The sequence below is a fragment of the Pseudomonadales bacterium genome (assembly GCA_041395665.1).
In the GTDB taxonomy this organism is placed as follows: Bacteria; Pseudomonadota; Gammaproteobacteria; order Pseudomonadales; family UBA7239; genus UBA7239.
Window position 1 is genome coordinate 1 of sequence record JAWLAB010000006.1, and the last position, 22,176, is coordinate 22,176.

The 22,176-nt window shown below is 52.4% G+C and carries 18 protein-coding genes and 1 pseudogene; 10 read left to right on the plus strand and 9 right to left on the minus strand.

Going from position 1 to position 22,176, the window contains the following annotated elements; genetic code table 11:
* Positions 1-53 precede the first annotated feature (53 nt).
* Positions 54-1,073, minus strand: a complete 1,020-nt coding sequence (gene dapD / locus R3E63_08760) for a 2,3,4,5-tetrahydropyridine-2,6-dicarboxylate N-succinyltransferase (protein MEZ5540014.1) — start codon at positions 1,071-1,073, stop codon at positions 54-56.
* Positions 1,074-1,197: 124 nt separating this feature from the next.
* Between dapD and R3E63_08765 the strand changes: the two genes are divergently transcribed.
* Complete coding sequence (locus tag R3E63_08765) at positions 1,198-1,623, plus strand: universal stress protein (protein ID MEZ5540015.1); 426 nt, start codon at positions 1,198-1,200, stop codon at positions 1,621-1,623.
* Between the two features lie 31 nt (positions 1,624-1,654).
* Here R3E63_08765 and R3E63_08770 read toward each other — a convergent pair whose 3' ends face one another.
* From R3E63_08770 to map, 5 genes are read right to left on the minus strand one after another with little or no spacing between them, the layout of a single operon-like run.
* Positions 1,655-4,699 (minus strand): sulfatase-like hydrolase/transferase, encoded by a 3,045-nt coding sequence (locus tag R3E63_08770; GenBank protein MEZ5540016.1) that lies wholly within the window; start codon positions 4,697-4,699, stop codon positions 1,655-1,657.
* Positions 4,700-4,706: 7 nt separating this feature from the next.
* A complete protein-coding gene (gene nth, locus R3E63_08775; protein ID MEZ5540017.1) occupies positions 4,707-5,360 on the minus strand; it encodes an endonuclease III in 654 nt (217 codons plus the stop codon).
* A 5-nt stretch (positions 5,361-5,365) separates the two neighbouring features.
* Entirely contained in the window at positions 5,366-6,589 is a 1,224-nt protein-coding gene (dapC, locus tag R3E63_08780) for a succinyldiaminopimelate transaminase (GenBank protein ID MEZ5540018.1), read from the minus strand.
* A gap of 20 nt (positions 6,590-6,609) precedes the next feature.
* Positions 6,610-9,291, minus strand: coding sequence for a [protein-PII] uridylyltransferase (locus R3E63_08785; GenBank protein MEZ5540019.1), 2,682 nt, complete (start codon positions 9,289-9,291; stop codon positions 6,610-6,612).
* Positions 9,291-10,061 carry a type I methionyl aminopeptidase gene (map, locus tag R3E63_08790; protein ID MEZ5540020.1) on the minus strand — a complete coding sequence of 257 codons (771 nt, stop codon included), beginning with the start codon at positions 10,059-10,061 and terminating at the stop codon, positions 9,291-9,293. The genes R3E63_08785 and map overlap by 1 nt, the downstream gene beginning before the upstream one ends.
* A 124-nt stretch (positions 10,062-10,185) precedes the next feature.
* Between map and R3E63_08795 the strand changes: the two genes are divergently transcribed.
* The gene (locus R3E63_08795; GenBank protein ID MEZ5540021.1) at positions 10,186-10,863 is read left to right on the plus strand and encodes a nitroreductase; all 678 of its coding nucleotides are present in this window, start codon (positions 10,186-10,188) and stop codon (positions 10,861-10,863) included.
* Positions 10,864-10,886: 23 nt separating this feature from the next.
* On the opposite strand, the gene rnt is transcribed toward R3E63_08795, so the two are convergent.
* Both rnt and pyrC read right to left on the minus strand, forming a co-directional pair.
* Positions 10,887-11,555 (minus strand): ribonuclease T, encoded by a 669-nt coding sequence (gene rnt / locus R3E63_08800; GenBank protein ID MEZ5540022.1) that lies wholly within the window; start codon positions 11,553-11,555, stop codon positions 10,887-10,889.
* Positions 11,552-12,595 carry a dihydroorotase gene (gene pyrC / locus R3E63_08805; GenBank protein MEZ5540023.1) on the minus strand — a complete coding sequence of 348 codons (1,044 nt, stop codon included), beginning with the start codon at positions 12,593-12,595 and terminating at the stop codon, positions 11,552-11,554. Before pyrC ends, rnt begins: the two co-directional genes overlap by 4 nt.
* Before the next feature lie 114 nt (positions 12,596-12,709).
* Between pyrC and R3E63_08810 the strand changes: the two genes are divergently transcribed.
* The 8 genes and pseudogenes from R3E63_08810 to R3E63_08845 all read left to right on the plus strand — a co-directional run bounded on the left by R3E63_08810 (position 12,710) and on the right by R3E63_08845 (position 21,377).
* Positions 12,710-14,353, plus strand: a complete 1,644-nt coding sequence (locus tag R3E63_08810) for a class I SAM-dependent DNA methyltransferase (GenBank protein MEZ5540024.1) — start codon at positions 12,710-12,712, stop codon at positions 14,351-14,353.
* Positions 14,343-15,386: a PDDEXK nuclease domain-containing protein gene (locus R3E63_08815; GenBank protein MEZ5540025.1), complete on the plus strand. Its 1,044-nt coding sequence runs from the start codon at positions 14,343-14,345 to the stop codon at positions 15,384-15,386. The genes R3E63_08810 and R3E63_08815 overlap by 11 nt, the downstream gene beginning before the upstream one ends.
* Positions 15,387-15,457: 71 nt before the next feature.
* On the plus strand, positions 15,458-15,889 hold the full coding sequence (locus tag R3E63_08820; GenBank protein MEZ5540026.1) for a nucleotidyltransferase substrate binding protein: 432 nt from the start codon (positions 15,458-15,460) through the stop codon (positions 15,887-15,889).
* Positions 15,876-16,238 carry a nucleotidyltransferase domain-containing protein gene (locus tag R3E63_08825; protein MEZ5540027.1) on the plus strand — a complete coding sequence of 121 codons (363 nt, stop codon included), beginning with the start codon at positions 15,876-15,878 and terminating at the stop codon, positions 16,236-16,238. Before R3E63_08820 ends, R3E63_08825 begins: the two co-directional genes overlap by 14 nt.
* Complete coding sequence (locus tag R3E63_08830; protein MEZ5540028.1) at positions 16,228-17,067, plus strand: restriction endonuclease subunit S; 840 nt, start codon at positions 16,228-16,230, stop codon at positions 17,065-17,067. The genes R3E63_08825 and R3E63_08830 overlap by 11 nt, the downstream gene beginning before the upstream one ends.
* A gap of 225 nt (positions 17,068-17,292) precedes the next feature.
* Positions 17,293-17,913: a transposase gene (locus tag R3E63_08835; protein MEZ5540029.1), complete on the plus strand. Its 621-nt coding sequence runs from the start codon at positions 17,293-17,295 to the stop codon at positions 17,911-17,913.
* Positions 17,914-17,958: 45 nt separating this feature from the next.
* Positions 17,959-18,177: pseudogene (locus tag R3E63_08840) on the plus strand (transposase).
* The gene (locus R3E63_08845) at positions 18,177-21,377 is read left to right on the plus strand and encodes a type I restriction endonuclease subunit R (protein MEZ5540030.1); all 3,201 of its coding nucleotides are present in this window, start codon (positions 18,177-18,179) and stop codon (positions 21,375-21,377) included. Before R3E63_08840 ends, R3E63_08845 begins: the two are co-directional and overlap by 1 nt.
* A 12-nt stretch (positions 21,378-21,389) precedes the next feature.
* On the opposite strand, the gene R3E63_08850 is transcribed toward R3E63_08845, so the two are convergent.
* Positions 21,390-22,145 carry a hypothetical protein gene (locus R3E63_08850; protein MEZ5540031.1) on the minus strand — a complete coding sequence of 252 codons (756 nt, stop codon included), beginning with the start codon at positions 22,143-22,145 and terminating at the stop codon, positions 21,390-21,392.
* Positions 22,146-22,176 lie beyond the last annotated feature (31 nt).

Genomic DNA, 22,176 nt, shown 5'->3' on the forward strand with positions numbered 1-22,176 from the left:
GACAGGTGAGGGCAAGTGTCGGCGTCATTGTTGTCATGTAAAAATTCGCGTAATTAATTTTTATGCAATGCTTCGTTTAATTCGATGGCACTTTTATTGGTGAGGCATTCAACTGCGCCATTTTTTGAATTGCGTCTGAACAATAAATCCGATTTGCCTGCCAGCTCACGCGCTTTGCAAGTGCCAGCGCCGTGACCGGCGTGGTCAATCAAGGTCACGATGGAGCCTGCGGTGATGTAGAGCCCCGCTTCAATCGTGCAGCGATCACCCAACGGAATACCTACGCCTGCGTTTGCCCCAAGCAAGCAGCCTTCACCGATAGAAATCACCACATTGTTACCGCCGGACAGCGTGCCCATCGTTGAAGCGCCGCCGCCAATGTCTGAACCTTTGCCGACAAAAACACCCGCAGAGATGCGTCCTTCCACCATGCCTGGGCCTTCAGTGCCGGCATTAAAGTTGACGAAACCTTCGTGCATGATGGTAGTGCCTTCGCCGAGATACGCACCTAAACGCACGCGCGCGGTGTGTGCCACGCGCACGCCCGTTGGCACAACATAGTTGGTCATTTTCGGAAATTTATCGACGGAGGAGACTTCCAACACGCGACCTGCAACGCGCGCCGCGAGTTGGCGCTGTGGCAATTCGCGCACATCAATTGCACCTTCGTTGGTCCACGCCACATTCGGCAGCAAACCAAAAATACCTGCGAGGTTGATGCGATGTGGTTTGACCAAGCGGTGCGAGAGCAGATGCAGTTTCAAATATACCTCTGGCACAGAAGTGGATTGTTCATCGGTACTCAGCAGCATCACGACTAGCGGTTGCTGCGTGTCTGCCAGCGCAGCGAGCCACGGCAGGTCTTGTCCACCTTCTTTAAGCTGTGCGTCGAGTTGTCGAATTTGCGCAGCTTGCACGCTTATAGCAGCGTTGTCGCCGGTGTGATGTAACGCTGTGGCAATGTTGCGAAACAGTGTTTCAGAGGGATGCAGAATGGGTGTGGGGTAGAAAACTTCCAGCCATTCGCCTTGACTGTTTTGTGTGCCGATACCGATGCCGATTGCAAATGCCATGCTTGAAAAGCCTCTAAAAACAAACCGTTAGGATAACATTTCCCACTCCTTGACGCAGGGTATGCTCAGTGAGGAACGATAATGATAGAGTGGGAACATCATTCATAGAGGCGAGTTACATCTTATGTATCAGCGAATTTTAGTGGCGATTGATCTCAGCAACGAAGCGCATCTTGTACTAGAAAAAGCGAGTGCGTTGGCAAAGCAATACAACGCAACTTTGGATGCTGTGCATGTGCTGGATTGGCCGCTGACAGGCTTTGATCCGGTGGTGGGTTTTTCTCCCATGAATGACGAGTCCATGCTGCAGGAAATGGCGAATTCCGTGCAGAACTTTGTTAAAAAGTACGAAATCCCAGCTGAGCGTGCGCATACATTGTTGGGGCAGCCGTCCGGCATGGTGGCGCAGTTGGCCGAACAGTTGCACACGGATTTATTGGTGGTGGGTTCTCACGGACGGCGCGGTTGGCGCGCGTTGTTGGGTTCGACCGCGAATGCTTTAGTGCATGTGATTCAGTGTGATTGTTTAGTGGTGCGCATTCCGTCTTGAGAAAGCGATGCATTCTTGAGAAAGGAAGGTATTACGGCATCGGCATACCGACCAATTTTTCACAGACGACGGTGTTGGGTGTTTGTTGGCAAGCGCGCGCCACATCCAGTTGCTTGCCTCCTGTGCTGTACCACCAGTGCAGCACTTCACGGCGGTATTGCTCAACGCGAATTTTGTTTTCTGCCTGCATAGAAAGATTGTTTCTTTCGTAAGGATCATCCGGCAAATAAAACAATTCTTCGTCGCCACCTTTTTTTTCCGGGTAGGGCATCACGCCTTTCTGGATGGTGAGATCAAGATTGTCTTGTTCGCGCACATCGCGCAAAAAGAAAATGTATTTCCAGTCGCCGTCGCGTACATGCAGGGCAAAAATATCGCGTTCAGGTCTGGGTAGTGGGTCTGTTTTTAATGTGAAGGCCGGGTAGTTCGCGCCAAATAATTTTTCAGCAACAGGCGGTATTTTTTGCACGATCGTGGGTAACAAGCTGCGCCCAAATTTTGGCGTAGAAGGTGTTGTTACATTGGCAATGTCCAAAATAGTTTTATACAGATCGACGGTATCAACGCCAGCATCGATGCGCTGCACGGGAAAATGTTTAGGCCAGTAAAAAATAAGCGGGGTGCGTATACCGAGTTCATACGGTGTACTTTTGGAAGCGCCGCGATTGCTGTAGCCGTTATCGGCTAAGAAAACAAAAGCGGTATTGTCGAGTTGGTTTCTTGCAGCGAGTTGCTGATACAGTTTTTTGAATTCCGCATCAAACCACATATTCATTGCTAGCAAACGCTTTTCTTGTTCGCGAAACATTTCTTGTTTGTCTACAGGTACACCTTGAATATCAATAGCCTGCTCATCAATGGCATTCATGAATTCGGCAGGAGCATCGTGCGGGCGATGCGGCATCATGGGTGCCCACGAGATAAACATCGGTTGTTTGCCTGAATAATCATCAAGAAATTGCCATAACTTCTCTTGATCTTTTCTGGCAAAGTTTTCTTTGCTGTTATCGAAACGATCAAAGCCACGCAAATCGGGTTCGTCTTCCCAGAATTTGCCACCGCTGAATGTGATGTAACCATTCTGTTGCAAGCGTGTGGCGAGTGTTGCTGTGCCTTTGGGTAGTACGGGAACACCATTGTTTGCGTGTAAACGCGTTTGGTGTGGCCATTGGCCAGTTAATAGTGTGGCGAGAGAGGGGCGACAAAAAGCGGTAGGCACATAGGCGGTAGTGAATACCGTGCCTTGCTGTGCGAGTTGATCCAATGTCGGTGTGCGCGCTGCCTTATTGCCCATGAAGCCAAAATTGTCATAGCTCACATCGTCAGCAATCACCAAAACGATATTGGGATGGTTTTTTTTCGGTTCTGGTGTGATGGCTGGAATTTTTCCATCAATATCAGCAATGCCATATTGCGCGGCTAACTCTTTGCGTATCGCAATAAATAATTGAGATCCAATACCGCGCTGTGAAAATGTGCCTTGAATGTGTCGCTGCTCGAAATACACCGTGATATAGCCGTTGTCTTGCAGGGCTTGCTTGCGCATGTCATAGCCGAGATCGTACAAAATATCTGGCTTTTGTATGCCGCATTGGCGATTTAAGACAGGTAGCAGAGCAAAAAACTCATCGTAGCTGATGATGAGGCCGTTACTGGTGCGCTTGAAAGGCTTGAGTGGTGCGCAATCGGTTAACTCGCGTGAGCTCAATGCGCGCAAATCAAGAAAGCGTAAACGCTGCGGAAATTGAATCGCTAAATGGTAGGGAATAAATCCCATCTGTATGGACGCAATATTGATTGGCTTTGGATGCGTAGCCAATTTTTCTATCAGTTGTTTGAGTGATTCCAGTTGTGGAATATCGCGCAGGGCATCTTTGCTTTGCCACTCCGCATAGCTGTATTGATTGGCAATCTGGTCAGCATTAGGAATGAATTGTTGCACAGCGGCGGAGCGCTCATGGACAGCGAATCCCGTTGATTGTTTCTGTGCAAACTGCCAGCTTTCTAGCAGAGAAAATCCAGTGAGCGTGAAAGTTGCGAGCATCAGAAGTCGCGGCCAAGGTGCAAGAAAAAAAACAGCGCTGAGTAATAATGCGGGTAGAACGGGTAGCAGGAAGCGGCCGGCATCCATCCAATCCCCGCCTGTGGCTAAAATAAAACAGATCTGTGCAATAGCGAGTGTGCAACAGGTGATGATCTGCACGCGAAAACGGTGTTTCCACAACGGTAGCGCCAGTAGTGCGCTACAGAACCCTGCAATAAGAATGATTTTTGTATTGATCGATTTGCTGCTAATGATTAAGTAGTTAATGCCATTAAAGAGATTGATAATCCAATTGGATTCTTGCTTTGCTGTAACAGGCTGCGGAAACCAATCGTGAAAATAAAAGTAGCGCCAACCGGTTATGAGTGCGGCAGCAAGCGCAGTGGCGATCAATAAAATTAACCAAGTGCTATGTGCGGTGTTTTTGAAAGACCAGTGCAGCAAATATTGCAGCGGCCAAGCAGCCACAATAAAACATAACAGCACGACAAACGCTTCTGGACGATTCATCACAGCCATTGCACAGATGGCGACTAATCCCCAGCTTTCAGTTTTTGAAAGTTTTAGTTTTAAGCACAACCAAAGTACAGCGGTAAATAATGCTGTGCCGTTGAGCGTTTCCATGCCGCTGCTAGACCAAAAAATTACGCTAGTGGATGCGGCGAGCACCAAAGTCGCAGTGGTATCAATGGCGTGATCTTTAAGTGTGCGGGCAAATAGCAGCAGCGTGATAACACCTGCCAACATGGAGAAAAACCATGATGCTGTTGGAATAGCAATAAATGGCAGTAATTTCTGTGAAGCTGCGAGCAATACCGTGTGTAACAGTGTGGAAGATTGCTCAACACGATCACCACTGTAATTGAGAATTTTTCCGTACTCCGCTAGCGAATGTGCTGACCAATAGGTGAAAAATGCATCGTCGCGTGCGGTGTTGCCATACAAAAAAAAACATTGGGCAAGCAGAACGATAACGGCCAGTAGTGACCACGGTGTTCCTGTATGGCGAAAGATGGCCGAGAATTTGTTCACAACTTCGCTACGCCTTTAATGTGGTGACAGGTGATTTGCGCTGCGGAAAACAGTGGCGGCAGATCAAACAGCGCGTGCCATCACAACCGCGCGCCGAGCAATGCTCGCGCCCGTAATAAATAATCTGCAAGTGCAGCGCATTCCACTGTTCTTTCGGGAACAGTTTTTTGAGGTCGATTTCCGTTTGCGCGACATTTTTGCCGCTGGTTAACTTCCAGCGCTGCGCAAGGCGATGGATGTGCGTATCTACAGGAAAGGCCGGCACGCCAAAAGCTTGTGACATCACCACGCTGGCAGTTTTGTGGCCGACACCAGGCAGTTTTTCTAAATCAGCAAAATTATCGGGCACTTGCCCGTTGTGTTCATTGATAAGGATTTCTGATAAGCCACGAATGGCTTTGGCTTTTTGCGGTGATAAACCACAAGGTTTGATAATTTTTTCTATCGCGGCGACCGATTGCTTGGCCATGTCGTAAGGGTTGTCTGCTAATTGCCACAAAGCAGGAGTTACTTTGTTGACGCGCTCATCCGTGCATTGTGCAGAGAGCAACACGGCGACCAATAAGGTATAGGCGTCGGTATGTGTTAAAGGAATCGGTGGCTCTGGGTAGAGTTCAGCCAACTTTTGAGCAATCCATACCGCACGTTCTTTTTTCAGCATGTGCGCTACCTGGTTTGTAGAAAATGATGAATGCGATTGGCTGCTGCCATGCATTCATCGAGCGAAGCAACCAGCGCCATGCGTACAAAGCCTGCGCCTGGGTTGAAGCCATCAACTTCACGCGAAAGAAAGTTGCCAGGCAATACAGTGATATTTTGTTGCGCAAACAGATCGCGCGCAAAGTCTGTGTCACTGCCGTGTACATTCGCCCATAAATAAAAGCCGGCATCCGGTTTGCTGACGGTAATTTTTCCCTGTGCGATATCGCCTTTGAGTATGTTGAGTACAGCAGAAAATTTTTCTGCATAAAATCTGCGATTTTCTAAAACATGTGCCTCATCTTGCCATGCCGCGATGCTGGCATGTTGATGCTGCAAAGGCATCGCACAACCGTGATAAGTGCGATACAGCAAAAACTTTTCGAGAATTTTGGCGTCGCCTGCCACAAAACCGGATCGCAAGCCAGGGAGGTTAGAGCGTTTAGACAGCGAATGAAAAACCACACAGCGGCGATAATCCTTGCGCCCCATCGCACTGGCGGCTTGCAGTAACCCGATGGGTGGTGATTGCTCGTCAAAGTACAGTTCTGAATAACACTCATCGCTGGCAATAATGAAATCGTATTGATCGGCTAAACGAATGAGTTGCTGTATTTGCTCAAGACTCATCACGCTGCCAGTAGGATTTCCAGGTGAGCAAATAAATAACAACTGACAACGCTGCCAAATGTCTGCAGATACTTTGTCAAAATCAGGAATAAAGCGATTTTCTGCTGTGCAAGGCAGAAAGTAGGGCTCTGCGCCAGCCAACAAGGCAGCGCCTTCGTAAATTTGATAAAACGGATTGGGTGAAACAACGAGAGGCTTTTTATTAGGATCAATTTTGTTTGGATCAACAACAGCTTGCGCAAAAGAAAACAGTGCTTCACGTGTGCCGTTGACGGGCAGAATTTCTGTTTCAGCATTTAATGCTTGCGCGAGATGAAAGCGGCGCGTGCACCACTGTGCCATCGCTTCGCGCAAGGCGGGAATACCTTTTGTTGTTGGATAATTACTCAAACCATTGAGATGTTTAATTAGTGTTTGCACTACATGTTCTGGCGCAGGGTGCTGCGGCTCGCCAATAGATAGCGCGATATGTGGCAAGGATGCTGGCGGTGTAATGCCCGCTTTTAACTGCGCCAGTTTTTCAAAAGGATAGGGTTGTAAAGTATTCAGTAATGGATTCATTGTGATCTTGATAATGGTATTTACATGGCGGGTGCAGAGGTTTTTGCTACTTGCTGATCCAATTGTTCACACAAAGTGTTTTGTAAGGTTGTGCAAAACTCTGGATCAGACAGTGCATTGCCCTCGGAATCGGTAACAAAGAAAATATCTTCTACGCGTTCGCCCAGTGTGGCAATTTTTGCATTATTGACGCGAATGCCGAACTCGACAAAAACGCGCGCGATGCGTGCGAGTAGGCCGGGGCGGTCTGGTGAAATCACTTCCAACATAGTGGTGCCGCTGCGAATATCGTTAGACATACTGGTGCGTGTCGGCATGGTGAAGTGCTTCAATTCGCGCGGCGTGCGGCGTTGCGCGATGGAGGGGAAGTTGTCGATGTTATGCGCCAGCTCATCGTGCAGCGTTTGCCAAATATGGTTGCGGCGTTCATCGTCATTGCCGATGGGTTCTAGATTTTCATCCAACACAAAATAAGTGTCATTGGTGAAGCCACCACTGGAGCTATAAAGCCGCGCATCCTGAATATTGAGGTTCAGCTGATCGAGTAGCGTAACCACGGCGGCAAAGGCATGATTGTGCGCACGCATACGCACGAAAATTTGTGTCGCGCCTTCAAAAACTCCACCCTCAGGATCGCGAATCAAAATGAGTGGCTCATCAGGATTGGCATGGTGGGCGATGGCTTCTGTATGCCACTCAATATCCGTTGTGTTTTCGCGCAAGAAATAGTCTTCGCTACGGCCTTCCCACAACTTATTGACCTCTTTGTTTGAAAATCCTTTTTGTGACAATTTATCTAACACCTGTTGCTGTGCATCTTCAATCCATTCTGTTTTATCAATGGGATTTTCAAAGCCACGGCGCAGCATACGCTTGGTTTCAGTGTAGAGCTGGCGAATTAGCTGCGCTTTCCAGCTGGTCCATAAGGTGGGATTGGTCGCGTTAACATCGGCAACGGTCAACATCAACAAATAATCCAGATGCACTTGGTCGCCTACTTTGAGTGCAAATTCACGAATAATGTCTGGGTCTGAAATGTCTTGGCGCTGAATCGTACTGGAGATGAGTAAATGATTTTCAACCAACCAAGCCACGAGGTTGGTATCGCGCTTGCTGAGGCTGTGGCGTTCGCAAAATGCTCTAGCGTCAACAGCGCCGAGTTGTGAGTGATCGCCACCGCGCCCTTTGCCAATATCGTGATACAGACCAGCGATATAAAGCAGTTCAACTTTAGGTAATTTTTTTATCAGCTGCGCGATGAGCGGAAATTTTTCTTCTGACTCGGCATACCAAAAGCGCCGCATATTTTTAACACAGGCTAATGTGTGTGCATCGACTGTGTAGATATGGAACAAGTCATATTGCATTTGACCGACAATTTCGCCGAACTCTGGTAAATAGCGACCAAGAATGCCGTAGCGTTTCATGCGCAACAACTGTGTAACCAAGTTGCTGGAAGTGCGAATCAATTCCATGAACAGCGAGGTGTTGCGGATATCCGTACGAAAATTATCGTCGATAAGGTTGCGGTGTTCGCGCATGAGGCGAATGGTGGAGGCGCGCACGCCTTTGATTTTTGGCTCTTGTCCCATCAAGATAAAAATTTCTAACAATGCAGAAGGTGACTGTTTGAACACATTGTCTGATTTGACTTCGATATAGTCGTTATAAGTGCGGAAGCGGCGGTTGATGTCAACAATTTCTGCGATATTGTCGTCATCTGAAAGTGATTCATCTAGGAAGTTTAGCAGTACATCATTGAGTTCACGCAGTGCTGTTGCCGCGCGATAATAGCGCTTCATTAATTTTTCAACAGCTAGGCTTTTGTCCGTGTCGTGATAGCCAAACGATGCGGCGAGCGCGCGCTGAAAATCAAAGGAGAGTCGTTCTTCTCCCCGTCCTGCCAAGAGGTGTAAGCCGTAGCGAATACGCCACAACACTTCTTCGCCTTTGCGCAAAATGTTGTATTCACTTTCGGTTAAAAATCCTATTTTTACTAAATCAACAACGCGCTCTACGGCGAAGTGGCGTTTGGCTACCCAAATAATGGTTTGAATGTCGCGCAGGCCGCCAGGAGCATTTTTAATGTTGGGCTCTAAGTTGTATTCGGTGTTGTTGTGTTTGTGATGGCGTTCGCGCTGCTCTTGCCATTTGGCGTAGAAAAAATCGTGGCTAGGCCAAATACTTCTTTCATCCAGTGTTTTACGCAATGCGCTGCGCAGTGAGGGATTGCCCGCAAGAGTGCGCGATTCCAGCAGGTTGGTGGCAATCGTGATGTCTTCTTTTGCTGATTGTAAGCACTCTTCAAAAGTGCGCACACTGTGGCCGACATGCAAATTGATATCCCACAAAAAGGTAATGAAAGATTCAATTTTAGATTGCGTGTCGCTGTCGGGTTCTTCGGGTAATAAAATCAGTACATCAATATCGGAATACGGGTGTAACTCCATGCGGCCGTAGCCGCCGACGGCAATGAGAGCATTGTCGTCACCGAGCGCAAAGTGCAGCCATGCAAAATACAATAATCGATCAATAAAACGCGCGCGTTCATTGACCAGTGTTCTAACTTCTTCGCCTTCGTGAAAACGGTTGTCGAAGTGTGTGTTCGCTGCTTGAATGGCATCACGAAAAACGGTGACAGGTTTTTCTCGTGCCAACGCCTTCTCAAATCGCTGTTCGTCAAAAAACAGCAATGCATTCATCAAAATAATCCTGCGGGGCTTTTGGTCAAAATATCAACGCCATTGGCTGTCACTGCCATGGTGTGTTCCCATTGTGCGGAAAGGCGACCGTCTTTGGTTTCTACGGTCCAACCATCAGATTTTAATTTGCTGTGTGATTTGCCTGCGTTAATCATCGGCTCGATGGTGAACACCATACCTTCTTTGAGCGTTAAGCCTGTGTCTGGGCGACCGTAGTGCAAAATTTGTGGTTCTTCGTGAAACACTTTGCCGATGCCATGACCGCAATATTCGCGCACGATGCTGTAATGATTTTTTTCTGCCAGCGTTTGAATAGCGTGACCGATGTCGCCGAGTTTGCAGCCGGGTTTGACTAAACGAATCGCAGCCTCCAAACATTCGCGTGTGACTTCCACCAAGCGTTTGGCGTGCGGCGCAGGCGTGCCAACAAAATACATGCGGCTGGTATCGCCATGCCAACCGTCTTTAATCACGGTGACATCGATATTGATAATGTCACCGTCTTTGAGGATTTTTTTCTCGGACGGAATGCCGTGACAAATCACTTGATTGACGGATGTGCAAACCGATTTAGGGAAACCGCGATAACCCAAACAAGCGGGAATCGCTTTTTGTACATTGACGATATGCTCATGGCAGATGCGATCAATTTCTGCGGTGCTGATGCCTGGTTTAACGAATTCACCAATCATGTCGAGCACCTCGGCAGCCATGCGGCCAGCTTCGCGCATTTGCTCAATTTGCTCAGGAGTTTTGTAAGTGATCGACATAATGCAAGGCTCGTAAAATAACAGACGCTTGAGAGCCACCCATTCTACCGTAAGCCCTTCAATTTGCGCGTAGTTTCGGTTTGCGCCATGCTGTACAGCAGAATTTATGTTTATGGAGCGTTGTATGACTGCCATCTCAACACCATCCTTTGCCGATGTGATTAAAAGCCGCTTTTCTGTGCGGGCATTCAAGTCTGAACCTGTTCCAAAAAAGGTTCTTGATGAGGTGTTTGGTTTGGCCAATTGCACACCTTCCAATTGCAATACGCAGCCTTGGGCTGTGCATGTGGCGAGTGGCACCGCGTTAGAAACACTGCGACAAGCGATCCCGCCCTTGATGCTCGGCGGTACCACGACGATGGATTTTCCTTACGACGGTCAATACCACGGTGTTTACAAAGAGCGGCAGCGTGAAGCGGCGCGTGTCTTGTTTGAAGCGATGGAGATTGCGCGCGAAGACAAAGAAAAACGCGGTGCAGCTTTCATGCGCAATTTTTCATTTTTTGATGCACCGCATGTGGCTTTTTTATTTATGCCACAAGAACACAGTTTGCGTGAGGCGATGGATGTGGGGATGTACGCGCAGTCTTTGATGCTGTCTTTAACGGCCTGCGGTTTGGGTAGTTGCCCTCAAACTTCGCTGGGTTTTCATGCGGATTTAGTGCGCGAAGTCTTAGGTGTGGATGCCAGCTTCAAATTGCTGTTTGGTATTTCATTTGGTTATGTAGACGAAACAGCTCTCGCCAATCGTTGTCGCACTGCGCGCGCTGCGGTGGATGAGAACACTGTTTTTCATCAATGAAAGAAGTTCACGACTGAAGCGCATCAACGCGCGCTGGTTTTCTCGCGCCATTGGTTGACGATGTCGCAAAACAAATCCGCCGTTTTTTCGGCATCGTAATCGGCGTGGTGCGCTGCTTTGTTGTCGAAAGTGATATTGGCAGCTTGGCAGGCGCGTGCTAGTACAGTTTGCCCGTAAGCCAAGCCTGCGAGTGAAACCGTATCCAAACACGAGAATTGATGAAACGGATTTTTCTTCGTCAATTCACAGCGCAATGTGGCCGCGTTGAGAAAGCCCAAATCAAAATGCGCGTTGTGCGCCACCATAATGGCGCGGGTACACTCGTGTTGTTTTACCGCTTTTTTAATTTGCGAAAAAATATCACCAAAGGCTTCGGCTTCCGTGACAGCATTGCGCGCAGGGTCATCGGGGTTGATGCCGGTAAACTCCAGTGCCGATTGCTCGATATTCGCGCCGGGGAACGGCTGCACGGCGTGAATAATTGTGCGTTCGCGATGCAAATTGCCGTTGTCATCGTAGGCGAGAAAAACAGCAGCGACTTCCAAAATGCCATCAGTGTTGTTATTGAAGCCGGTAGTTTCTAGATCGATCACTACCGGTAAAAAGCCGCGAAAACGCGTGCTCAGTGTCGGCAGCGGCTCAATGTTGGCAAACGCTTCCGCAAAAGAAGAAAACTCTTTTGATTTACTCATGCGCGTGCGCCTTGCAGCGACCAGCGCAGCGTGTCGCCTGCCAGCAGTGGCACGAGTGCTTCATCGCCAAATTGCAGTGAGTTCACCACAGTTTGCTCTTGTTCAATCAGAGTGATGCTGTCTGTGTTGCGTGGCAAGCCATAAAAATCTGCACCAAAAAAACTGGCAAAGCCTTCTAGCTTGTCTAATTTTCCTGCGCGATCAAACACTTCGGCATACAGTTCCAGTGCGTGCAGTGCGGTGTAGCAACCCGCGCAGCCACAAGCCGTTTCTTTTTTGTGTTGTGCGTGCGGTGCGGAATCGGTGCCGAGAAAAAACTTTGGATTGCTGCTAGTTGCCGCTTCTAATAAGGCTTGTTGGTGGATGTCGCGCTTGAGTATTGGCAAACAAAACAGATGCGGGCGTATACCGCCGACCAGCATGTTGTTACGATTGAGTAACAAATGATGCGCAGTAATTGTTGCTGCGACTTGTTGCGACGCATCTTTTACAAAAGCAACCGCATCGCGTGTGGTGATGTGTTCCAACACAATTTTTAGCGCGGGAAAATCGCGCGTCAGTGGTTGTAGCGTGCGCTCAATAAATACCGCTTCGCGATCAAAAATATCGATGTAGTTATCCGTCACTTCGCCGTGTAACAGCAGCGGCAAGCCTGCTTTTTCCATCGCTGCAATTACGGGGTAAATCTTTTTGATGTCCGTCACGCCAGAGCTTGAGTTGGTGGTGGCGCCAGCGGGGTACAGCTTGCAGGCGTGCACAAAACCACTGGCTTTGGCGATGGCCATTTCGGCGGGATCGGTGTTATCGGTGAGGTACAACACCATCAGCGGCTCGAAATCAGAACCCGCAGGGCGCGCGGCATTGATGCGTTCGCGGTAGCTCTGCGCCTCGGCGGTATTGCTCACCGGCGGCACGAGGTTGGGCATCACAATCGCGCGATGAAACTGCTGCGCGGCATCCGCCACAGTGCGCGGAAGATACGCTCCATCGCGCAGATGGATGTGCCAGTCGTCGGGGCGGGTAATGGTGAGTGTGCGCATAAATTGAGAGCTAAAAACGGTGCCAGCATGCTAGCCGAAACGGGGGGGCGCGGCTATTGCTGGGCTACACTAGCGCCCGTGTTGCTGAAGGCGGTGCATAAGGACACGAACACGATGGCAAAAAATGATGTAAACAAAAACGGTGGCGATCTCGGCTTTGAGACGGAGCTTTTCAAGGCAGCCGACAAGCTGCGCGGCAACATGGAGCCCAGCGACTACAAGCACGTCGCGCTCGGCCTGATTTTCCTGAAGTACATTTCGGACGCCTTCGAGGCCAAGCACAAGGCGCTGTTGGCTGAAGACAAACAAGCGGCGGAAGATAAAGACGAATACCTCGCCGACAACGTGTTCTGGGTGCCCAAAGAAGCGCGCTGGTCACACCTGCAAGCCAACGCCAAGCTGCCCACCATCGGCACACTGATCGACGATGCGATGCGCGCCATCGAGAAGGACAACGAGTCGCTCAAGGGCGTGCTGCCCAAGGATTACGCCCGGCCCGCGCTCAACAAGGTGATGCTGGGCGAGCTGATCGACCTGATCTCTGGCATTGCGCTCAACGAGGAAGGCGACCGCTCCAAAGACATTCTCGGGCGCGTGTACGAATACTTCCTCGGCCAGTTCGCCGGTGCAGAAGGCAAGCGCGGCGGCGAGTTCTACACCCCGCGTTCCGTGGTGCGCGTGCTGGTTGAAATGCTCGAACCGCTGCCTGATCCCGCGCGGGGTGTGGCAGGCCGCGTGTATGACCCGTGTTGCGGCAGCGGCGGCATGTTTGTGCAGTCGGAAAAATTCGTGCAACAGCACGGCGGGCGCATTGGCGACATCGCCATCTACGGCCAAGAAAGCAACTACACCACGTGGCGGCTGGCCAAGATGAACTTGGCTGTGCGCGGCATTGATTCGGATATTCGTTGGAACAACGAAGGCAGCTTCCACAAAGACGAGCTGCGCGATCTCAAGGCCGACTTCATTCTCGCCAATCCGCCGTTCAACATTTCCGACTGGGGCGGCGACCGCCTGCGTGAAGATGTGCGTTGGAAGTTCGGCGCGCCGCCCGTGGGCAATGCCAACTACGGCTGGCTCCAGCACATCTACCACCACCTCGCGCCCAACGGCACGGCGGGCGTGGTGCTGGCCAACGGCTCGATGAGTTCCAACCAGTCGGGCGAAGGTGAGATCCGCAAGGCAATGCTCGAAGCTGACGCGGTGGACTGCATGGTGGCGCTACCCGGCCAGTTGTTTTATTCCACGCAGATTCCCGCCTGCTTGTGGTTCCTCGCCCGTAACAAGAACCCCGCCAATGGAAAGAAAGGCGGCTTGCGTGACCGGCGCGGGCAAGTGCTGTTCATCGATGCTCGCAAGCTGGGCGTGCTGGTGGATCGCACAAGGCGCGAACTCACCGACGAGGAAGTCCAGAAGATCGCCGACACCTACCACGTGTGGCGTGGTATTGACCGGACGGACGTTTCGACTGACATGATTGGCGGTAACGATGATCGTAGGGGCGGTTCGCGAACCGCCCCTACATATGTCGATATTCCGGGTTTTTGCAAATCTGCCACCATTGAAGAAATCCGCAAACACGGCCATGTGCTGACACCAGGCCGCTATGTGGGCGCAGCCGAACAGGAAGATGACGGCGAACCTTTTGAAGAAAAAATGGCGCGGCTCTCTGCGCAGTGGCGCGAGCAGCGAGCGCAAGCGGCCAAGCTGGATGCGGCGATTGAAGCCAACCTCAAGGAACTGGGCTATGGCAAATAAACCGCTGATCGACAACCACTACACCCCTTGGCTGGCAGCGCTCAAGCAGCGTTTTCGGCAGGTGCAACTCAAAGCAGCTGTCGCCGTCAACACGGAGCTGTTGCAGTTCTACTGGGAATTGGGCGCAGATATCGTTCGCCAGCAACAAGACACCCAATGGGGCAGTGGCTTTTTATCGCAACTGAGCCAAGATTTAATGGCAGAGTTCCCTGAGGTAAAAGGCTTTTCCAAGCGCAATCTGGAACAAATTCGCCGCTGGTATCTGTATTGGCAAGCGCAGCCCACAATTGCGAAGCAAGCTGCTGCGCAATTGTTCTGCATCCCTTGGTGGCACCATGTACTTATTGTCAGCAAATGCCAAAGCCATGACGAAGCGCTGTACTACCTGCAACAAACCCGGACTCATGGCTGGAGCCGTGCTGCGCTCACTCATCAAATTGAAAGCGGCTTATGGCAGCGTGACGGCAAGGCGCTGAATAACTTCGCCCAAACTCTGCCTGCGCCACAGTCCGATCTTGCTGTGCAGGTGCTCAAAGACCCTTACATCTTTGATTTCTTATCGCTGTCCCCGGAATACAACGAGCGCCAATTAGAAAACGCACTGATTGAGCACATCACCCAGTTTCTGTTGGAGCTGGGCGCGGGCTTTGCCTACATTGGTCGGCAAGTGCCGTTGCAAGTCGGCGAGCGTGATTTTTTTATAGACCTGCTCTTTTACCATACGCGGCTGCACTGCTATGTGGTGGTCGAGTTAAAAACCGTTGATTTTGAGCCTGAATTTGCCGGCAAACTCAATTTTTACCTGAAGGCTGTTGATGAACAGCTGTGCAGCGAGCAAGACGCCCCCAGCATCGGCCTTTTGCTCTGCAAGAGCAAAGACAAATTGGTCGCCGAATACGCCCTATCGGATATCCATAAACCACTCGGTTTAGCCAGCTACCAACTCTCGCACGAGCTGCCCGATGCCCTTAAAGACAAACTGCCCAGCGTTGAACAGTTGGAGCAAGAATTAAAAGGAGCTGAGCATGAGTAATCGGGCAGCCGCCAAGCTGGATGCGGCGATTGAAGCCAACTTGAACGCATTGGGATTTATGGAGATTTGAAATGGCATTGAACACCGAACACCTGCTGCGCACGGCAGCTACACTGGAACAGGCGCTATTGGCGATTGAACAGCACAACAACCGGGACGATGTGCTGTTTGATCTTTACCGCAACGCAGCCATCAAAAGTTTTGAGCTGTCGCTGGAAACGGCAGGCAAGTTATTGCGCAAGGCATTGAAAGCCTACGGCGGCAGCCCGCGCGAGGTGGACAAACTCGTGTTCAACGATGTGTTGCGTCATGCAGGCAAGCACAGTCTGTTGGATGCCGCTGCCGTGGAACGCTGGTTAGCCTATCGCGCCAACCGCAACAACACCGCGCACGATTACGGCGAAGGCTTTGCCAACGAAACCCTCAAACTGCTGCCGCAATATCTGCTGGATGTGCGGCAGTTGGCGCCACAACTACAGGCGGTGTTTGATGCCGCAAATTGAACTATCACGACTGCAACTGCCCGCACACCATTTGCACGCCTTGCAAACCTTGCTGGCGCAGCATGTGCCGCAGGCCGAGGTGTGGGCTTATGGCAGCCGCGTTACCGGCGGCGCACACGAAGGCAGTGATCTGGATTTGGTGCTGCGCCATCCGGCGGATCTAACGCAAGATGTGGAAGGCTGGGTAGACCTGACAGAAGCCTTGCAGAAAAGCTTGCTTCCAATACTGGTGGAAGTGCACCTGTGGTCGCGCCTGCCTGCCGCGTTTCACGCCAATATCGAAGCGGCCTATGTGGTGGTGCAGCGCGGCGGCGTGGCCAAGCTGAAGGAGCTTGGGTATGGCGAATGAGTGGCCCACTGTTCGCTTGGGCGATTATGTGAACGCAAACCTTGGGAAGATGCTCGATGCGCAGAAGAACAAGGGGGTGCCGCGCCCGTACCTTGGAAACAGCAACGTCCGATGGGGTTCATTCGACCTCAACGATTTGGCGCTGATGAAATTTGAAGAAGGCGAAGATGAACGCTACGGAGTTCGTGATGGCGACTTGATTGTTTGCGAAGGAGGAGAACCGGGGCGTTGTGCCGTATGGCGGGAACAGGTTCCCGACATGAAAATCCAGAAGGCGTTGCATCGCATCAGGCCGAAGGTTGGTCTGAATAACTACTACTTGTTCTACTGGTTCATGCTGGCCGGACGCACTGGTTGGTTGGAGCCTTTTTTTACAGGGACGACCATCAAGCACCTTACGGGGAAAGCTCTGAACGAGCTGGAGGTGCCGTTGCCCCCCATCGAAGAACAACGCGCCATCGCCCACATCCTCGGCACGCTGGACGACAAGATCGAACTCAACCGCAAGCAGAACGAAACGCTGGAGGCGATGGCCCGCGCCTTGTTCAAGGCGTGGTTCGTGGACTTCGAGCCGGTGCGCGCCAAGCTGGAAGGCCGCTGGCAGCGCGGCCAATCGCTGCCCGGCCTGCCCGCACACCTCTACGACCTCTTTCCCGACCGGCTCGTCGAATCGGAATTGGGGGAGATCCCGGAGGGGTGGGAGGTGACCTCTGTTGATGTCGCAGAAGTGACGGTCTGCGGCGGGTCGACACCAAGCACCCCAAGGAACCCGAGTATTGGGACGATGGGCAGCACTGCTGGGCCACACCCAAAGACCTATCTGCCCTGAAGTTTCCCGTTTTGCTGGACACGGATCGGAAGGTTACCGATGCACGGGCTTGCGAAGATCAGTTCCGGCTCTTGCCGGTTGGAAACCGTAAGTTGCTGTCCTCGCGCGCGCGCCCATCGGTTATCTGGCGATTGCCGAGGTTGCGACGGCAATCAAACTGGCTTCATCGCGATGAAATGCGACGGCGTTCGCCAAACGTCTGTTCTGGCGTGGTGCAGGGAGAGCATGGATGCCATCGTCGGCAATGCCAACGGCTCGACCTTCCAGGAGATCAGAAGAGCAATTTCCGGTTTAATCCCAGTCGTCGTGCCATCTGACCCGATATTGGAAAGTTATCGGAAATCGGCCGACTCAACAGGCTGTATCGGCAAATGGCAGAGAACGAACAGTGAGTCCCGCCCTCGCCCAACTCCGCGACACGCTACTGCCGAGGCTGATCTCCGGCGAACTGCGCATCCCCGACGCCGAGGTCTTTCTCAAGGAGCGCGGGCTGTGACTTTCAATCCGGACATCCATCACCGCCGTTCCGTGCGTTTGCGAGGCTACGATTACGCCCAAGCCGGGGCGTATTTTGTAACGATTTGCACGCAAAACCGCGAATGTTTGTTTGGTGAAATTGTGGATGGGATGATGGTGTTGAATGACGCGGGGCGGATGGTCAAGCATTCATGGCAATGGTTGGCCAGCCAATATGATTATGTCGGATTGGATGCATGGGTCGTTATGCCGAATCATTTGCATGGCATCATCGTGATTGCCGATGGTGACGGTAGGGGCGGTTCGCGAACCGCCCTAATTGACGGTGATGGTGGATGGCAAGGGCGGTTCGCGAACCGCCCTAATTGACGGTGATGGTGATGGCAAGGGCGGTTCGCGAACTGCCCCTACGAACTTGGGCGTTTGATTGGCGCATTCAAAACGGTGTCCACCAAACAGATCAACGAAATGCGGCAAACCCTCGGCGCTGTCATCTGGCAACGCAATTATTACGAACACATCATCCGTGACGAAAAATCGTTGGCGAGGATCCGCGAATACATCGCCAATAACCCGCAGCAATGGGCGCTGGATCGTGAGAATCCAGTGCAATTGATGCAAGGAGAAGGGTAATGGCATTTCTGTCTGAAGCAGCTGTTGAGCTAGCACTGCTGGAGCAATTGCAGGGCTTGGGCTATGCCGTTACTTCCGATGAAGTAATCGGCCCTGACGGCAATCACCCCGAACGCGAAAGCCACGATGAAGTCATTCTCAAAAAACGCTTCGAGGATGCCGTTGCACGCCTGAACCCGAGCCTGCCGTTGGAGGCGCGGCAGGATGCCGTGCGGCGCGTGACGCAGTCCGAATTGCCTTCATTGCTGGAAGAAAACCGCCGCATCCACAAGCTGCTGACGGAAGGCGTGGATGTCGAATATTTTTCACAGGGGCACGCCAACGACGGCACGCTGACGGCGGGCAAGGTTGCGCTCATTGATTTCGAGCACCCAGAGCGCAACGACTGGTTGGCGGTGCAGCAGTTTGTGGTAATCAACGGCCAGAGCAATCGGCGACCTGATGTGGTGGTGTTTGTGAACGGCTTACCGCTCGCCGTGATCGAGCTGAAAGCGCCGGGCAGCGCAGGGGCGCATCTGCTGGGTGCGTTCAATCAATTACAAACCTACAAAGTGCAGATTCCGGCATTGTTCAACACCAATGCGCTGCTGGTGACTTCCGACGGCATTGCCGCGCGGGTGGGGTCACTCTCGGCAGACCTTGAGCGTTTTATGCCGTGGCGCACAACTGATGGTGGCAGCATTGCCCCAAAAGGTGCGCCAGAACTCTCGACGCTGATCGAAGGTGTGTTCGAGCATCGCCGCTTGCTCGATCTGCTCTGTCACTTCACGGTCTTCGGCGAAACGGGATCGGGGCTGGCGAAGATCATCGCGGGCTACCACCAGTTCCACGCAGTGCAGCGCGCAGTGGTATCGACCCTTCGCGCCAGCATGGACAATCTCCAAGCGGAAGACCCAGCCAACTACGGTTTGCCCAGCGTGAAATCACAAGGCAAAGGTGACAAACGCGCCGGCGTGATCTGGCACACACAAGGTTCGGGTAAAAGTTTTTTGATGGCGTTTTACGCGGGGCAGTTGGTGAAGCACCCAGCGATGGCCAACCCCACCTTGGTGGTGCTGACGGATCGCAACGACCTTGACGATCAGTTGTTCGCCACCTTCTCCATGTGCCGCGATTTGATTCGGCAAACGCCGGTGCAGGCCGAGAGTCGCGAGGATTTGCAGAAAGTTTTGAACCGTGCATCGGGTGGTGTGATTTTCACGACCTTACAGAAATTTGGTGAAGGATCTGGGCCGCTCACCACGCGCAGCAATGTGGTGGTGATTGCCGATGAAGCGCACCGCAGCCAATACGGTTTCAAAGCCAAGGTGGATGCCAAGACCGGTGAGGTGTCTTACGGCTTTGCCAAGTACCTGCGCGATGCGTTGCCGAACGCCTCTTTCATCGGTTTTACCGGCACGCCTATCGAGGCCGACGATGTGAACACGCCGGCGGTTTTCGGGCATTACATTGATATTTACGACATCAGCCGTGCGGTGGAAGACGGCGCCACTGTGCCGATTTATTACGAATCGCGGCTGGCGCGCATCGAACTTGATGAAGCAGAAAAACCCAACATTGATGCGGAAGTGGATGCGCTGACTGAGGAGGATTCCGAGGCTGAGCAGGAACGCTTCAAGAAAAAATGGTCAACCGTTGAAGCGCTGGTCGGCAGCGACAAACGCTTGGCGCTGGTGGCCAAGGACATGGTTGCCCACTTCGAGGATCGTGTAGTGGCGCTCGATGGCAAAGCGATGGTGGTGTGCATGAGCCGCCGCATCTGTGTGAAGCTCTACGACGAAATCATCAAGCTGCGACCAGAGTGGCACAGCGCGGATGACAACACGGGTGCGGTCAAGATCGTGATGACGGGCGCGGCGAGCGATCCGCTGGACTGGCAACAGCACATCGCCGGTTCTTCTGGGCAAAAAGCACGACGCGATCTGCTGGCCAAGCGTGCGCGCGACCCGCAAGACCCGCTCAAACTGGTGATCGTGCGGGATATGTGGCTCACCGGTTTTGACGCGCCGTGCATGCACACCATGTATGTGGACAAACCCATGCAAGGCCACGGCCTGATGCAGGCGATTGCGCGTGTGAACCGCGTGTTCCGCGGCAAGCCCGCAGGGCTGATTGTGGACTACATCGGCATTGCGCAAAATTTGAAATCGGCTTTGCGGCAGTACTCGAAGAACGACCAGGAAAACACAGGCATTGACGAAGCGCAGGCCATTGCGGTGATGATGGAGAAGTACGAAGTCGTGCGGGATATGTACCACGGCTACGACTACGCCACCGCGTTGAGCGGCACGCCGCAAGAGCGCTTGGCGATGATGGCGGGAGCCATCGAGTGGATTCTCGACCTGCAACAGAAGCTGGCGGAGAAAGAAAAGACGAAGGATGGCAAAAAGAATGCTCACCGCCGCTATCAGGATGCTGTGTTGGCTTTATCTAAGGCTTTCGCTTTGGCATCCGCCTCCGACGAGGCGCGTGATATCCGCGAGGAAGTCGGTTTCTTTCAAGCGATCCGTGCTGCACTGGTGAAAAGCAGTACCGGCTCCGGCGTGACTCAGCAAGAACGCGAGCTGGCTATCCAGCAGATCGTCAGCCGTGCAGTGGTATCGACAGAGATTGTGGACATTCTCGCTGCTGCGGGAATCAAGAGCCCAGACATCTCCATCCTCTCTGATGAATTCCTCGCCGAAGTGCAGCAGATGGAGCGTAAGAACCTAGCGCTGGAAGCTTTGCGCAAACTCATCAACGACGGCATTCGCTCGCGCAGCAAGGCCAATGTTGTGCAGACCAAGGCATTCTCGGAGCGATTGGAAGATGCGGTGGCGCGCTACCACGCCAACACCATCACCACGGCTGAGGTAATACAAGAGTTGATTGAACTGGCCAAGGATATCCGTGCAGCGCGAGCGCGCGGCGAAGAGTCTGGGCTGAGTGACGAAGAAATCGCCTTCTACGACGCGCTGGCCGAAAACGACAGCGCGGTGCAGGTGTTAGGCGATGACAAGCTCAAGCTGATCGCCCACGAATTGTTGGTCAGCCTGCGCGCAAATGTGACCGTGGACTGGGCACACCGTGCAAATGCGCGCGCCAAAATGCGGGTGTTGGTGAAGCGCATCTTGAAACATTACGGTTACCCGCCCGATCTGCAGGACGCTGCGGTGCAAACGGTGTTGCAGCAGGCGGAAGCCTTGTTGTCGGAGTGGTGATCGCTGGCGCGGCTATTGCTGGGCAGGCAGCGGGGTGTAGGTGTACTGAATATTCACATCCTGCACTTTGCCTTTGTTGCCGAGGATATTGGATGGGCCTTGGTACACCTGTAGCAGATGGCTGTCGCGGTCATACGCCAGTTGCAGAGTGGGCAGCGCCCAGCGCGTGAGCACATTGCTGCCGTTCACCAAAAAATAGCGGTAACGCCCGCTGCGCTGCGGGATGTCAGTTTGCGCCGCACTGACCTCAGCGATGCTCATGGGTAGGACGACGAGGGGATCGGCAACCACCAGTTTGATCGGCAGTGTTTTGCCTGCCACCAGCTCGCTCCAATGCTGGCGGATATAGTTGTCGAAGCCTGCGTCGATGCTTGTCTGTGCATCGGGTTCGATCACTTTAGTGGTGCGTTTTTTATCGCCATTTTGTTGATAAATAAGGAAATATCCTTTGTGCCATTCACTGCCGCTGCGGCGCTGGTGAATCAAATCGTCCAATTGGAATTCCGGCAGCGTGCGCCCACGCGGGTAGTCAATTTGCTTGCGGGCGAGGGCGCGCCCCTGCGCATCGGTATACAGCACGCTGTGCTGCTGGCGAGTGATGTCGTGCTGCTCGTGGTAGAGCAGCTGCCCAAGGCTGCCGTCTTTATTGATGGCGGTAGCAATGCCTGCCACGCGCAGCGAGCTGGGCGATGCTTGCGCCTGCGCGTAAGCCATCTCCCCACCAAAAATGAGCAGCACGGAGAGCAAGGCGGCAAGCGTTGAAAGCATGGCGATGGTTCGTAATGAGATTGGCATGAGT

Coding starts and splice junctions, on each gene's coding strand:
- R3E63_08835 (MEZ5540029.1), top strand. CDS start 17,293: ATGGATGCCATCGTCGGCAATGCCAACGGCTCGACCTTCCAGGAGATC.
- R3E63_08845 (MEZ5540030.1), top strand. CDS start 18,177: ATGGCATTTCTGTCTGAAGCAGCTGTTGAGCTAGCACTGCTGGAGCAA.
- R3E63_08825 (MEZ5540027.1), top strand. CDS start 15,876: ATGCCGCAAATTGAACTATCACGACTGCAACTGCCCGCACACCATTTG.
- rnt (MEZ5540022.1), bottom strand. CDS start 11,555: ATGAGTAAATCAAAAGAGTTTTCTTCTTTTGCGGAAGCGTTTGCCAAC.
- R3E63_08820 (MEZ5540026.1), top strand. CDS start 15,458: ATGGCATTGAACACCGAACACCTGCTGCGCACGGCAGCTACACTGGAA.
- R3E63_08815 (MEZ5540025.1), top strand. CDS start 14,343: ATGGCAAATAAACCGCTGATCGACAACCACTACACCCCTTGGCTGGCA.
- dapD (MEZ5540014.1), bottom strand. CDS start 1,073: ATGGCATTTGCAATCGGCATCGGTATCGGCACACAAAACAGTCAAGGC.
- nth (MEZ5540017.1), bottom strand. CDS start 5,360: ATGCTGAAAAAAGAACGTGCGGTATGGATTGCTCAAAAGTTGGCTGAA.
- pyrC (MEZ5540023.1), bottom strand. CDS start 12,595: ATGCGCACACTCACCATTACCCGCCCCGACGACTGGCACATCCATCTG.
- R3E63_08810 (MEZ5540024.1), top strand. CDS start 12,710: ATGGCAAAAAATGATGTAAACAAAAACGGTGGCGATCTCGGCTTTGAG.
- dapC (MEZ5540018.1), bottom strand. CDS start 6,589: ATGAATCCATTACTGAATACTTTACAACCCTATCCTTTTGAAAAACTG.
- R3E63_08850 (MEZ5540031.1), bottom strand. CDS start 22,145: ATGCTTTCAACGCTTGCCGCCTTGCTCTCCGTGCTGCTCATTTTTGGT.
- R3E63_08785 (MEZ5540019.1), bottom strand. CDS start 9,291: ATGAATGCATTGCTGTTTTTTGACGAACAGCGATTTGAGAAGGCGTTG.
- R3E63_08830 (MEZ5540028.1), top strand. CDS start 16,228: ATGGCGAATGAGTGGCCCACTGTTCGCTTGGGCGATTATGTGAACGCA.
- R3E63_08795 (MEZ5540021.1), top strand. CDS start 10,186: ATGACTGCCATCTCAACACCATCCTTTGCCGATGTGATTAAAAGCCGC.
- R3E63_08765 (MEZ5540015.1), top strand. CDS start 1,198: ATGTATCAGCGAATTTTAGTGGCGATTGATCTCAGCAACGAAGCGCAT.
- map (MEZ5540020.1), bottom strand. CDS start 10,061: ATGTCGATCACTTACAAAACTCCTGAGCAAATTGAGCAAATGCGCGAA.